Annotated in this window: 7 protein-coding genes and 2 pseudogenes; 5 read left to right on the top strand and 4 right to left on the bottom strand. The window is 62.4% G+C overall.

Features of this window, described 5'->3' with window-relative positions; genetic code table 11:
- Positions 1-21: 21 nt before the first annotated feature.
- The 4 genes from J6497_RS14455 to J6497_RS14440 all read right to left on the bottom strand — a co-directional run bounded on the left by J6497_RS14455 (position 22) and on the right by J6497_RS14440 (position 6,285).
- A complete protein-coding gene (locus J6497_RS14455; RefSeq protein WP_249793562.1) occupies positions 22-1,161 on the bottom strand; it encodes an ABC transporter substrate-binding protein in 1,140 nt (379 codons plus the stop codon).
- A 349-nt stretch (positions 1,162-1,510) separates the two neighbouring features.
- Positions 1,511-3,055: a SpoVR family protein gene (locus J6497_RS14450; RefSeq protein WP_376708203.1), complete on the bottom strand. Its 1,545-nt coding sequence runs from the start codon at positions 3,053-3,055 to the stop codon at positions 1,511-1,513.
- Entirely contained in the window at positions 3,052-4,323 is a 1,272-nt protein-coding gene (locus J6497_RS14445; RefSeq protein WP_225704955.1) for a YeaH/YhbH family protein, read from the bottom strand. The genes J6497_RS14450 and J6497_RS14445 overlap by 4 nt, the downstream gene beginning before the upstream one ends.
- A gap of 18 nt (positions 4,324-4,341) precedes the next feature.
- Entirely contained in the window at positions 4,342-6,285 is a 1,944-nt protein-coding gene (locus tag J6497_RS14440; protein ID WP_225704920.1) for a PrkA family serine protein kinase, read from the bottom strand.
- Positions 6,286-6,821: 536 nt separating this feature from the next.
- On the opposite strand from J6497_RS14440, the pseudogene J6497_RS14430 reads away from it, so the two are divergent.
- From J6497_RS14430 to zwf, 5 genes and pseudogenes are all read left to right on the top strand, one after another.
- Positions 6,822-7,415 (top strand): annotated as a pseudogene (locus J6497_RS14430) (hypothetical protein).
- A gap of 60 nt (positions 7,416-7,475) precedes the next feature.
- Positions 7,476-7,924: pseudogene (locus tag J6497_RS14425) on the top strand (DsrE family protein).
- A 202-nt stretch (positions 7,925-8,126) separates the two neighbouring features.
- Complete coding sequence (locus J6497_RS14420; RefSeq protein WP_225704918.1) at positions 8,127-10,973, top strand: bifunctional transaldolase/phosoglucose isomerase; 2,847 nt, start codon at positions 8,127-8,129, stop codon at positions 10,971-10,973.
- Positions 10,974-10,984: 11 nt separating this feature from the next.
- Positions 10,985-11,977, top strand: coding sequence for a phosphogluconate dehydrogenase (NAD(+)-dependent, decarboxylating) (gene gnd, locus J6497_RS14415; RefSeq protein WP_225704917.1), 993 nt, complete (start codon positions 10,985-10,987; stop codon positions 11,975-11,977).
- Between the two features lie 13 nt (positions 11,978-11,990).
- Positions 11,991-13,499, top strand: coding sequence for a glucose-6-phosphate dehydrogenase (zwf, locus tag J6497_RS14410; RefSeq protein ID WP_225704916.1), 1,509 nt, complete (start codon positions 11,991-11,993; stop codon positions 13,497-13,499).
- Position 13,500 lies beyond the last annotated feature (1 nt).

Here is a 13,500-nt window from a genome sequence, read left to right as displayed (position 1 = left end):
GTGAAGGAAGGGCCCCATGCATCACTTCTCGCTCAGCACGTCGCCGAACAGGACCCATGACTTGCCGTCGAACCGCGCCATCTGGATTTGCCTGATGGGCGTGACGTTGGTCGGCTCGGTCGTCACCTTGATGCCCGGCAGCAGCATCGGCAGTTCGAGGCCGTTCAGGTTGGTGGCCTGCTTGATGATGTTGTCGCGGCTGAGATCGCCCTTGCAGTTCTTCAGCACCGCGGCCATCACGCCGGCAACGGTATAGCCCTGCACATTGAAGAGGTCGCCGGGACTGGCATTCGGCTGATACTTCTTCATCCACGCCGAGAATTCCTTCTGCGCGGGATCGTCGGCCCAGCGCGGATCGGTCGGATCCTTCAGGTACAGGCCGGTGACGACACCGACCGCATTCTCGAGGCCGGCCGGTTCGAGCACGGCGGACACGGAATTGGAGACAGTCGGCAGGATGATAAGCGGCTTCCAACCCATGCTGGCCGCCTTGCGTAGCGCTTGGGCCGCGAATTTCGGAGTAGCCTCGGCGAAGAACACGTCCGCGCCGGACTCGCGCATCGACACCATCTGTGAATCGATGGTGGGATCACTGGTCAGATAGGTCGTCTCCGACACGATCTGGCCGGCATGCTCGCCGAGGCCATCCTTGAAGCCCCTCAGATAATCCTTGCCGGCGTCCTCGTTCGGCGTGATGACGGCGATCTTGGCATCCGGCTTGGTTTTGAGAATGTATTTGGCGTAGAGCCTGCCTTCGAGTTCGTAGGTCGGGTTGAAGCCGACGGTCCAGGGGAATTGTTTCGGGTCGTTCCACCGTGTCGCGCCCGAGGAGACGAAGAGCTGCGGCACGCGCTTGATGTTCAGGTATTTCTGAACGGCGATATTGGGCGCGGTGCCGACGGAACTGAACAGCGCAAGCACCTCATCCTGCTCGACGAGCTTGCGCGTCTGCTCCACCGTCTTCGACGGCGAGTAGGCATCGGCCAGGCTGTCGAACTCGACCTTGCGACCGTTGATGCCGCCCTGGTCGTTCAGCATCTGGAAATACGCAGCTTCCGCGCGCGCAATGGTGCTGTAGGCCGACGCGGGCCCGCTGTAGGGAGCGGTGTTTCCAAGCTTGATGGTGGTTTCGGCACTGAGCGAAGCGGAGATCGTCAGCATCGAGAGCGCGGCGGAGGCGAGCGCGCCCGCCAGACATTTACGAGTTGTCACGGTCTATATCCTTTTTGGTTTTTTCGACCGCGCGCACCATACCAATCGCAAGAGATGAAGCAATCGCGCAAGAATTCCGCGCGCCGGCAATTGGGCACGCGACACAGTCTCTCGGCTCTCCCTCTCCCCGCTCTTCGCGGGGAGAGGGTCGGGGTGAGGGGCTCTATCCGCAAAATGGTGACAGATGGACTCGCGGAGACTGCCCCTCACCCGAAATTCAAGCTGCGCTTGAATTTCGACCTCTCCCCGCACGCGGGGCGAGGTCAGGCCAAGTTCGCTGCTCGACTTGAGAAGAAGGCTACGCTACCGCCGGCAGGATGCGTGGGCTAACGACATATTCCTTCAGCACCTTGTCTGTCGTATCGACCTCGGTGAGCACGACGTCGTAGCTCCAGAGATCGGCGAGGTGCTGCAGCACGCGCCGCGTGTCGGTTTCAACCAGTTGCGATCCCTTCACGACGGTGTGGCGCAACATCAGCCGGCGGTCGCCTTCCAGGTCGACATCGATGACCTCGATGTTGGGATCGATGAAGCCAACGTCGTATTGCCGCGCCAGTTCGCGACGCACGCGGCGATAGCCTCGCTCGTCGTGGATGGCATCGACACGGATGCCGGCGGTCTCCGCGGGATCGTCATGCAGATGAAACAGGCGCAGGCGCCGCATCAGCCGCGGGCTCAGGAACTGGCCGATGAAGCTCTCGTCGCGGTAGTTGGCCCAGACATCGCGCAACACGCCCATGACATCTCCCTTGCCCGCGATGTCGGGGAACCATTCGCGGTCCTCGTCCTCCGGCTCGGTCACGATGCGCTCGATATCCTGCATCATCGCAAAGCCGAGCGCGTAGGGGTTGAAGCCGGAGAAGCGGGGATCGTCGAAATCCGGCTGGAACACCACGTTCGTGTGCGACTGCAGGAATTCGAGGAAGTTGCCGTCGGAGATGCGGCCCTGCTGGTGCAGCCGGTTCAGGATGCGGTAATGGACGTGGGTCGCCGTGCCCTCGTTCATCACCTTGGTCTGGCTCTGCGGATAGAAATACTGCGCGATGTGGCGGACGATGCGCAGCACTTCACGCTGCCAGGGCTGCAGCCGCGGCGCGGTCTTCTCCAGGAAGTAGAGGATGTTTTCCTGCGGCAGCCCGAGCAGGGTTCGGCGGCGCTCCGCGGTCAGCGCGGCCCTGGTCTTCGCCGGTCCGGCCGGCACCGTGCGCCAGAGATCATTGAAGGCGCTCTCTTCATGCGCGCGGCGATCGCCGGCGCGCTTCTCCTCGGTGCGCAGGTCGAGCTTCTTCTTGCCGGGATAGCGATCGATGCCGTGCGACATCAAGGCATGCGCGGCGTCGAGCGTAAGTTCGACCGCATGCCGGCCATAGCGGTCCTCGCAGTGCGCGATATAGCCCTTGGCGAATTCGAGATAGTCGAGGATGCCATCGGCATCGGTCCACTGCCTGAACAGGTAGTTGTTCTTGAAGAAATGATTGTGGCCGAACGCGGCATGCGCGATCACCAGCGTCTGCATCGTCGCGGTGTTTTCTTCCATCAGGTAGGAAATGCAGGGCGACGAATTGATCACGATCTCATAGGCAAGGCCCATGTATCCCTTGCGGTAGGATGCCTCCTGAAAGGCGAAGTGTTTGCCGAACGACCAATGCTTGTAGAACAGCGGCATGCCGACCGACGAATAGGCGTCCAGCATCTGTTCGGAGGTGATGACCTCGATCTGGTTGGGGTAGACGTCGAGGCCGAGTTCCGACTTCGCGATTTGCTCACAGGCATCGTGGACGCGCTGCAGCGTGCGGAAATCCCAGTCCGCGCCCTCGAACAGCCGTTCACCTGTCATCGTCATGGCGTGGCCCTCTCCTGCTTGCCGCGACGTTTGAACAGATCCTGGAACACCGGAAATATCTCGCTGCGCTCGCTCACCTTGCGCATCGCCAGCGGCGCGCCCTCGCTGCGCAGACGCTCATAAAGGGTCCACAGCGAGGAGTCCGGCATGTCGAAAGTGTAGTTGGCGGCCTCGCCGACCTCAAGATAGGCAAAGAACTGAGTGACGGGGAGGATCTGCTCCGTGAGCAGCCGTCCGGTCAGAAGACTGTCGGAGGTCATGTTATCGCCGTCGGAGGCTTGCGCGGCGTAGATATTCCAGTCGGCCGGACGAAATCGGGTGCGGACGATCTCGTGCATGGCCTGCAACGCGCTCGACACCAGCGTGCCGCCGGAGGCAGGGCCATGGAAGAACGTATCCTCATCCACCTCTTCGGCGCGGTCGGTGTGACGGATGAACACGATCTCGACGTGGCGATAACGCCGCTTCAGGAACACGTAGAGCAGCATGTAGAACCGTTTCGCCAGGTCCTTCATGTGTTCCGACATCGAGCCCGACACGTCCATCAGGCAGAACATCACGGCTTGAGCCACCGGCTTGGGCACGGTCTCGAAACGCCGATAACGGATATCGATGGGATCGATGAACGGAATCCGTTTCGCCTTGGCCTTCAGCGCCCGGATCTGCGCCAAGAGTTCGGAGCGTCGCGGCTCATCGGCCTCCGCCGCCTCCGCCTCGAGCTCGGCAATCTGTGCCGGCCGCGGCCGGCGCAGCGCGACGCGACGCGCCAGTGCGAGCTTGACGGTGCGGCTTACGGAGATGTTCGCAGGCGAGCCCGAGGTGGTGTAGCCCGCCCGATGCAGGCCTTCGCTCTCCGCCTCCGCCAGCTTGCGCTTGGCGAGGTCGGGCAATTCCAGATCGTCGAGAAACAGGTTGACGAACTCGTCCCGGCTCAGGACGAAGCGGAATGCATCCTCGCTGTCACCCTCGCCCGGCCCCGTCCCCCGGCCGCCGCCCTGGTTCGGACGCTGCAGGATATCGCCTTCGACGAACTTCTTGTTGCCGGGCAGCACCATATCGCGCGTGCCGCCCTCGCGGCGGAACCGCGGTTCATCCATGCCGTCGAGCGGTATCGTGACCTCACCGCCTTCCAGTACATCCTTGATGTCCCGGTCCTGCGATGTCTTCTTGACGGCTCCCTGAACCAGGGCCTTGGCCCGCCTCAAGAACCGCTGTCGGTTCTCAAGGCTCTTGCCGCCCGGATTCAGGCGCCGATCGACAATATGCATCGTCACTTTGCATCCGCCTTAGCCAGCCTGCTTCACGCGCATATACCATTCGACAAGACGGCGGACCTGCCGCTCGGTGTAACCGCGCTCCACCATCCGCGCGACGAAGTCGTCGTGCTTCTTCTCGGTGTCGCCGTCCTTCTTCGACCCGAACGAAATGACCGGAAGCAAATCCTCGACCTGCGAGAAGATCCGCTTCTCGATGACCTCGCGGACCTTTTCATAAGAGGTCCAATTCGGGTTCTTGCCGCCATTATGCGCTCGCGATCGCAGCGAGAATTTGACCACCTCGTTGCGGAAGTCTTTCGGATTGGCGATACCGGCCGGCTTCTCGATCTTGGTCAGCTCCTGGTTCAGAAGCTCGCGATTGAGCAACTGACCGGTGTCGGGATCCTTGAAGTCCTGATCCTCAATCCAGGCGTCGGCGTAATCGACGTAGCGATCGAACAGGTTCTGGCCGTAATCCGAGTAGGATTCGAGATAGGCCTTCTGGATCTCGTTGCCGATGAACTCCGCGTAGCGCGGAGCCAGATCGGCCTTGATGAATTCGAGATAGCGCTTCTCGATTTCCTCGGGCAGTTGCTCGCGCCGGATCGAATGCTCGAGCACGTACATCAGGTGCACGGCATCAGCCCCGACCTCTATCGTGTCGTGGTTGAAGGTGGCGGCGAGCACCTTGAACGCGAAACGCGTCGAGACACCGTCCATACCTTCGTCAACGCCGGCGGCATCGCGATATTCCAGGACGCTGCGTGCCTTTGGATCGGATTCCTTCAGGCTCTCGCCGTCATAGACCCGCATCTTGGCGAACAGCGTCGAGTTCTCGTGCTTGCGCAGGCGCGACATCACCGAGAAGCGCGCCAAGGTCTCCAGCGTCGCAGGCGCGCAAGGTGCGCTGGCAAGCTCGGAGCTCTGGATCAGCTTCTCGTAGATCTTCTGCTCCTCGGTGACCCGCAGGCAGTAGGGCACCTTGATGACGCAGATGCGGTCGATGAAGGCCTCATTGTTCTTGTTGGCCTTGAAGCTCTGCCATTCGGCCTCGTTGGAGTGTGCGAGGATGATGCCGCCGAACGGGATCGCGCCGATATTCTCGGTGCCGATATAGTTGCCTTCCTGCGTCGCCGTGAGCAGCGGGTGCAGCATCTTGATCGGCGCCTTGAACATCTCGACGAATTCGAGGATGCCCTGGTTGGCGCGGTTGAGTCCGCCCGAATAGCTGTAGGCATCGGGATCGTTCTGGGCGTAGGTCTCGAGCTTGCGGATGTCGACCTTACCGACCAGGGAGGAGATGTCCTGGTTGTTCTCGTCGCCGGGCTCGGTCTTGGCGACGGCGATCTGCCGCAGCCGCGACGGCTGGATCTTGGCGACGCGGAATTGCGAGATGTCGCCGCCGAAGGCCTCGAGCCGCTTATAGCACCACGGGCTCATCAACCCCGTGAGGCGCCGCTGCGGAATGCCGTACTTCTCCTCCAGCATTGGCCCGAGCTGATCCGGATCGAACAGGCTGAGCGGGCTTTCGAACACCGGGCTCAGTTCGTCGCCGGCCTTCAGCACGTAGATCGGATGCACTTCCATCAATGCCTTGAGCCGCTCGGCGAGCGATGACTTACCGCCGCCGACCGGTCCGAGCAGATAGAGGATCTGCTTGCGCTCTTCCAAGCCTTGCGCGGCGTGACGGAAGAAACCGACGAGCCGCTCGATCGTGTCCTCCATGCCATAGAAGCCAGCGAACGCCGGATAGGTGCGCATCGTGCGGTTCATAAAGATACGGCCAAGGCGAGGGTCCTTGGCCGTGTCGATCATCTGAGGCTCGCCGATCGCAGCCAGTAGTCGCTCTGCCGCATTCGCATATCGCATCGGATCAGTTCGACACGACTCGAGATATTCAGCCATCGACATATCGCTCTGGCTTCGAGCCTCGAACGACCTAGCGAAAGCGTTGAACAGAGAATCGTTGTACATGATCCCTCTCCACGATATGTTGCGCCGCCGGAGAAGAACGAGCCGGATTGCCAGAGCGTTCCTCACTTCGAATCACGGTCGGCACGCTGGACCTATAGGACACTCGCCAGCCTCCCTTCCGCAATGCGCGGCGCAAGCAGCCGCTGCCTTATCAACAAGCAGCCAGCCTAATAGTTCATCAAAAACGCGATTTGTCATTTACTTTCTTGGCCATGTAGCTGGTCCGCCACATCCGTGATTTTACCGGGATGCATCCCGGAAGACCCGACAAACACCAGGCTCCTTGCCATCAGCAAATGCCATTCCGACCGCCTCTCGGCTGCCATCGCGTTGCTCCTTCACGCCCACGAGCTGCCACAGGTTTGAACGCATCCGGCTACTGCCGCGACTAAGTCAAACCGGCAAGCACATCGTGACGCAGCATCGTTGCGGCGCCGATCGAAGTGGCGTGTATCATTTCATATAGATCGCTTGTGTTCGCTGAACAGATCATGAAGCGTATTTTATTCTCCGTTCATCTAGCTGTCGCAGCCGCAATGCTTGCGGGAATTGGCCACAGCCACGCCGCAGATGGCGTCGACAGCGCCAACGCCGCAACTCTCGACAACAGAATAGCAGCCTTCGACAAGAGAATATTCACGGGTCCGCTCGCCGAAAAGACCTAAGCCTGCTTCGTGCGCCGTTATGACGCCAATCATCGGGCGCAACATCCAAAGCAGAACGTGAGCGCGATGAAACTGTTGCTGACGGCGGAGAACGCGCCGGAGAAAAACTGCCAGCTATTCATTCCGCCTTGGAATTAAGTACCGTCACCGCGCAAGCAATTTCGACTCCAGCAGCCTTTGCGGCCATGTTGTCACAGAAGACGCGGGCAACGAAATCCGTTTCGGCTGCGGCGTCGATTGTGAAGGTGGCGGCATCAATGTGGCGCTGTCGAAGGACGACAAGTCCACCATCATCCGCCTTAAGCGGATCAGGATTTGGGATCGCAACAAGCCGGACCAAGAGGCCGAGGACGCGCTCGCGGCCGGCGCCGACGACAAGATCTTTCGCGTCGATCGCGCAGACGCGGAAGAATGTGCCGAGCTTGTGACCGACGCCGGGAACTCGTCGCTATCAGACACAAATGATGCGCTCGTCAGGCGGATAATACGCTCGTCGGCCCGCCAACTCAATTGAGGGAGGGTGCCATGCATCGACGCAGCATCTTGTGCGGCGTGCTTCCGGCCATCGGCGGCACCCTTGCCGGCTCGCGCGCCCGCGCCGCCAGCGAGGCATCCTCGCCTCCTGCCAAGCCGAAGGTGGTCTATCACCTGAGCGACCTCGATGAGGTCAACTTTGTCCTCGGCAACCTTCAGAAGCATTTCGACGGCGTCGGCGGACCCGAGAATGTTACCATTGCCCTGGTGATCCACGGCCCGGCCCTGCGCGCCTTTCATTCGGCCTCCGCCAATCCCTACCTGTCGCGCCGCGTCCAGCAGTTTTCCGGGGATGGCGTCGAACTCGCCGTCTGCGGCAACACCATGAAATCGCAGAATGTCAGCCTGCGGAGCTCCTCCCCGGCTTCGTGGTCGCCGTCAAGGGCGTCGTCCGCCTTGCCGAGCTGCAGTCGCAGGGCTACCTGTATCTCAGGCCCTGAACCGGTGCGCCGCCCCGTCATAAAATTGTACAGAGTTCGCGGTTGCATCAAAAACGAGGGATCGAACCCATCCGGGTGGAGTTGTCCCCTTCCGATACGCATATTCCCTCTGACAGCCCTTTCCGCCCCGTGTTGACAATGCGGCCTCGCCCCAGAAAGCTGTTGGGGAACCCGACCACCCGATCGAGCAGAAACAGGCATCATGAACCCCGTCAAAGCACTCGAAAACCACGGCCAAGCGGTCTGGCTGGACTTCCTGGCCCGCGGCTTCGTCGCCAAGGGCGATCTCAAGAAGCTGATCGACGAGGACGGCGTCAAAGGCGTCACCTCCAATCCGTCGATCTTCGAGAAGGCGATCGGCAGTTCGGACGAATATGACGGGGCGATCGGCAGCGCGCTGAAGAAGGGCGATCGCCCGGTGGCCGAGCTGTTCGAACATCTCGCAATCGAGGACATCCAGCACGCCGCCGATGTGCTGCGTCCGGTCTATGACCGGCTCGATGGCAAGGACGGTTTCGTCAGCCTCGAAGTGTCCCCCTATCTGGCGATGGACACCAAGGGGACCATCGCCGAAGCGCAGCGGCTCTGGAAGCAGGTGCGGCGCAAGAACCTGATGGTGAAGGTGCCGGCGACGCCGGAGGGCTTGCCTGCGATCGAGCGCCTGATCGGCGAAGGCATCAGCATCAACATCACGCTCCTGTTCTCGCAAAAGGTCTATCGCGAGGTGGCGGAGGCCTATCTGAAGGGCCTGGAGAAATACGTTGGCGGCGGCGGCGACCCCTCGCATGTGGCGAGCGTCGCGAGCTTCTTCGTCAGCCGCATCGATACCGCCGTCGACAAGCAGCTCGACGACAAGATCGCGAAGGCCAATGATCCCACCGAGAAGGAGCGGCTGGCGTCGCTGAAGGGCAAGGTCGCGATCGCCAACGCCAAGCTGGCGTATCGGGACTACAAGCGCATCTTCGCGGGTGCGCGCTGGGACAAGCTCGTGGCCAAGGGGGCAAAGCCGCAGCGGATGCTGTGGGCCTCGACCGGCACCAAGAACAAGGCCTACAGCGACGTGCTTTATGTCGAGGAGCTGATCGGCCGCGATACCATCAACACCATGCCGCCGGCCACGCTCGAGGCCTTCCGCGATCACGGCAAGCCGCGCGACAGCCTCGAGGAAGACGTCGAGGACGCGCAGCGCGTGCTCGACGAACTGGAGAAGTCCGGCATCTCGCTGGACGCCATCACCGCCGAGCTGGTCAAGGACGGCGTCAAGCTGTTCGCCGATTCCGCCGACAAGCTCTATGGCGCCGTCGCGTTCAAGCGCGCGACCTCGCTCGGCACCGGCATCGACCGCCAGAGGCTCAAGGTCGGCGGCGAGCTTGCCAAGGCAATCGAAGAGAATACCGAGGAATGGCGTTCCTCGGCCAAGGTCCGCCGGCTCTGGCAAAGGGACAAATCGGTCTGGACCGGCGAGGATGAGGACAAATGGCTGGGCTGGCTGACCAGTCCGGCGCAAGCCGACATCGCCGACTATGAGGATTTCGCCGAGCGCGTGAAAGGCCAGAAATTCACCGACGCGGTCGTGCTCGGCATGGGCGGCTCCAGCCTTGGGCCGGAGGTGCTGGCGACGACCTTCGCCAAGAAGACCGGCTTCCCGAAACTGCACGTGCTCGATTCCACCGATCCGGCGCAGGTGCGGGCGATGGAAGCGGCGGTCGATATCTCCAAGACGCTGTTCATCGTATCCAGCAAATCCGGCGGCACCACCGAGCCGAACGTGATGAAGGACTATTTCTTCGACCGCGTCTCCAAGGCTATCGGCGCCGCCAAGGCCGGCCACCGCTTCATCGCGGTCACCGATCCCGGCTCGTCGCTGGAGAAGACCGCCAAGCGCCAGGGCTTTGCACGCATCTTCTACGGCGAGCCGACGATCGGCGGCCGCTACTCCGTGCTCTCCCCGTTCGGCCTGGTGCCGGCCGCTGCCGTCGGCTTCAACGTCCGCAGCCTGATCAAGCATACGCTGTCGATGGTGCGCTCCTGCGGCGCCGACGTGCCGCCGCATGAGAATCCGGGCGTGCAGCTCGGGCTCGCGATGGGGCTTGCCGGCCTCGAAGGCCGCGACAAGGTGACGATCACCTCGTCCGGAAAGATCGCCGATTTCGGCGCCTGGGCCGAGCAACTGATCGCCGAATCCACCGGCAAGGACGGCAAGGGGCTGATCCCGATCGACGGCGAGACGCTGGGCGAGCCGGCTGCTTACGGCGACGACCGCTTCTTCATCGACCTTCGCACCGAAGGCGAGGACGAGGCCGAATATGACGCCAGGCTTGAGGCGCTGGAGCAGGCCGGCCATCCCGTCGCCCGGATCGTGCTGCCATCGATCGACCATATCGGCCAGGAGTTCTTCCGCTTCGAGATCGCGACTGCGGTGGCGGGCTCGGTGCTCGGCATCAACCCGTTCAACCAGCCGGATGTCGAGGCAGCCAAGATCAAGACCCGCGAGTTGACCGCAGCCTTCGAGAAGACCGGATCGCTGCCGGCCGAGCAGCCGGTGGTCTCCACCGCCGAGGCCGACCTCTACACCGACCAGCACAACGCCGCCGAGCTGCGCAAGGCCGGGGCCGACGGCACGCTCGGCTCCTGGCTGAGAGCGCACCTGTCGCGCTCGCACCGCGGCGACTATGTCGCCCTGCTCGCCTATATCGAGCGCGACAAAGCTTTCATCGACGCGCTGCGGAAGATGCGGCTCGCCGTGCGCGACGGCAAGCGTCTCGCCACCTGCGCCGAGTTCGGCCCTCGCTTCCTGCACTCGACCGGCCAGGCCTACAAAGGCGGCCCCGACAGCGGCGTGTTCCTGCAGATCACCGCTGATGATGCCGCGGATCTGCCGGTGCCGGGGCAGAAAGCGAGCTTCGGCGTCATCAAGGCGGCGCAGGCGCGCGGCGATTTCGACGTCTTGACCGAACGCGGCCGGCGCGCGCTGCGCGTCCATCTCAAGGGCGGTCTTGGGTCGGCGCTCGCGACGCTGGATGCTGCACTCACCGAAGCGCTCAATTAGGGAAAACGAACATGCAGCTCGGCATGATCGGCTTGGGGCGGATGGGTGGCAACATCGTCCGCCGACTGATGGCCCACGGCCATACGGCCGTGGTCTACGACAAGGATTCGAAGGCGGTCGCCGCGCTCGCCGCCGATAATGCCGCCGGTTCCGCCTCGCTGGAGGAATTCGTGCTCAAGCTGGAGCAGCCACGCACCGCCTGGGTGATGCTGCCGGCCGGCAAGATCACCGAGGCGACGATCGAGGCGCTGTCGAAGCTGATGCAGCCGGGCGATACCATCATCGACGGCGGCAACACCTTCTGGCAGGACGACGTGCGCCGCGGCAAGGCGCTGAAGGAACGCGGCCTGAACTATGTCGATGTCGGCACCTCGGGCGGCATCTGGGGCATCGAGCGCGGCTACTGCATGATGATCGGCGGCGAGAAATCCGTGGTCGACCGGCTCGATCCGATCTTCAGCGCGCTCGCGCCGGGCATCGGCGATATTCCGCGCACGCCATCCCGCGACGGCCGCGATCCTCGCATCGAGCACGGCTACATCCATGCCGGCCCCGTCGGCGCCGGGCATTTCGTCAAGATGATCCATAACGGCATCGAATACGGCCTGATGCAGGCCTATGCCGAGGGCTTCGACATCCTGAAGAACGCGGGCAGTGAGGCGCTCCCGCCGGATCACCGCTTCGATCTCGATATCGCCGATATCGCCGAGGTCTGGCGCCGCGGCAGCGTGATCCCATCCTGGCTGCTCGATCTCACCGCCATTGCCCTCGCCGAGAATGCCACCCTCGATAATTATTCCGGCTTCGTCGAAGATTCCGGCGAAGGCCGCTGGACCGTCAATGCCGCGATCGACGAGGCAGTGCCCGCGGAAGTGCTGACGGCGGCGCTGTTCGCCCGCTTCCGCTCGCGCAAGGACCACACCTTCGCCGAGAAGATTCTTTCCGCCATGCGCGCCGGTTTCGGCGGCCACCGGGAGCCGCCGCAAGGCGCCAAAAAGAGCTAGTGAAGGCTTAACGATGACGAACGGTCACGCGCAAAAGAAACCCGACCCCTGCTCCTTCATCATCTTCGGAGTCACGGGCGACCTTGCGCACCGGCTGGTGATTCCTGCGCTCTACAATCTCGCCGCGACCAATCTCTTGCCCGACAGATTCTGCATCATCGGCGTCGCCCGCGGCGGCATGTCGAACGAGGAGTTGACCGCGAGCCTGATGAAGGGATTGCGCCAGTTCGCGACCCGTCCGGTCGATGAGGCCATCGCCAAGCGCCTGTTCGAATGCGTGACCGCGATTGAAGCCGACCCGAAGGATCCGGATTCCTTTGACAGGATGGCGAAGGAGCTCAGGGAAAGGGAAGCGGCGCGCGGCACCGGCGGCAACCGGCTGTTCTATCTGGCGACCCCTCCGAACGCCTTCCTGCCGATCACCAAACAACTCGCCCGCGCCGACATGCTCGCCGAGAATGGCTATTGGCGGCGGCTGGTCGTCGAGAAGCCATTCGGCACAGATTTGGCATCGGCCAGGGCTTTGAACACCGAACTATTGAAGCTGCTGGACGAGCACCAGATTTATCGCATCGATCATTACCTCGGCAAGGAAACCGTCCAGAATATCCTGGTGCTGCGCTTTGCCAACGGCATGTTCGAGCCGATCTGGAATCGCAACCACATCGATCATGTCCAGATCACCGTCAACGAGAAGCTCGGCGTCGGCCATCGCGGCAGCTTCTATGATTCGACCGGCGCGCTGCGCGACATGGTGCCGAACCATCTGTTCCAGCTGATGTCGCTGGTCGCGATGGAGCCGCCGATCCGCTTTGATGCCCATTCGGTGCGCACGGAGAAAGCCGATGTGCTGGCCGCGATCCAGATCCAGAGCGAGCAGGAGGCGTTGCACAATTCGGTGCGCGGCCAGTATCGCGGAGGCAAGATCGGCGACACCGAGATCGAGGACTATTGCAAGACCAAGGACATCAAGCCGGGAAGCAGCACGGAAACCTATGCCGCACTGAAACTCATCATCGACAATTGGCGCTGGGCCGGCGTGCCATTCTATCTGCGCACCGGCAAGGCGCTGGCCGCCAAGCGCACCGAGATCGCGATCAAGTTCAAGCAGGCGCCATTCGCGATGTTCCGCGACACGTCGATAGACAAGCTCTCGCGGAATTACCTCGTGATCTCGACGGAGCCGACCGAGGGCATCGAACTGCAGTTCAACACCAAGGTTCCTGGTCCGACCATCGACATCGACGGCGTGGAGATGAAGTTCCGCTACAAGGATTACTTCAAGGCCGAGCCGTCGACCGGCTACGAGACGCTGATCTATGACTGCATGATCGGCGACAACCTGCTGTTCCAGCGCGCCGACAGCGTCGAGGCGGGCTGGCAGGCCGTGCAACCCTTCCTCGATGCCTGGAAGAAAGCGGGCGGCGCCGGCCTGCAGCCCTACAAGGCCGGCAGCGAGGGCCCTGAGGCCGCCAACGCGCTGCTGACCCGTGATGGCCGCAGTTGGCGAAAGTGCGGCTGAC

The sequence above is a fragment of the Bradyrhizobium cenepequi genome, assembly GCF_020329485.1.
Classification (GTDB): Bacteria; Pseudomonadota; Alphaproteobacteria; order Rhizobiales; family Xanthobacteraceae; genus Bradyrhizobium; species Bradyrhizobium cenepequi.
This window is presented reverse-complemented; position numbering and strand designations above follow the sequence as displayed.

What these genes read in the sequence shown, in the direction of transcription:
- gnd (WP_225704917.1), top strand. Translation starts at nt 10,985, where the DNA reads ATGCAGCTCGGCATGATCGGCTTGGGGCGGATGGGTGGCAACATCGTC.
- J6497_RS14445 (WP_225704955.1), bottom strand. Translation starts at nt 4,323, where the DNA reads ATGCATATTGTCGATCGGCGCCTGAATCCGGGCGGCAAGAGCCTTGAG.
- J6497_RS14420 (WP_225704918.1), top strand. Translation starts at nt 8,127, where the DNA reads ATGAACCCCGTCAAAGCACTCGAAAACCACGGCCAAGCGGTCTGGCTG.
- J6497_RS14455 (WP_249793562.1), bottom strand. Translation starts at nt 1,161, where the DNA reads ATGCTGACGATCTCCGCTTCGCTCAGTGCCGAAACCACCATCAAGCTT.
- J6497_RS14450 (WP_376708203.1), bottom strand. Translation starts at nt 3,055, where the DNA reads ATGACGATGACAGGTGAACGGCTGTTCGAGGGCGCGGACTGGGATTTC.
- J6497_RS14440 (WP_225704920.1), bottom strand. Translation starts at nt 6,285, where the DNA reads ATGTACAACGATTCTCTGTTCAACGCTTTCGCTAGGTCGTTCGAGGCT.
- zwf (WP_225704916.1), top strand. Translation starts at nt 11,991, where the DNA reads ATGACGAACGGTCACGCGCAAAAGAAACCCGACCCCTGCTCCTTCATC.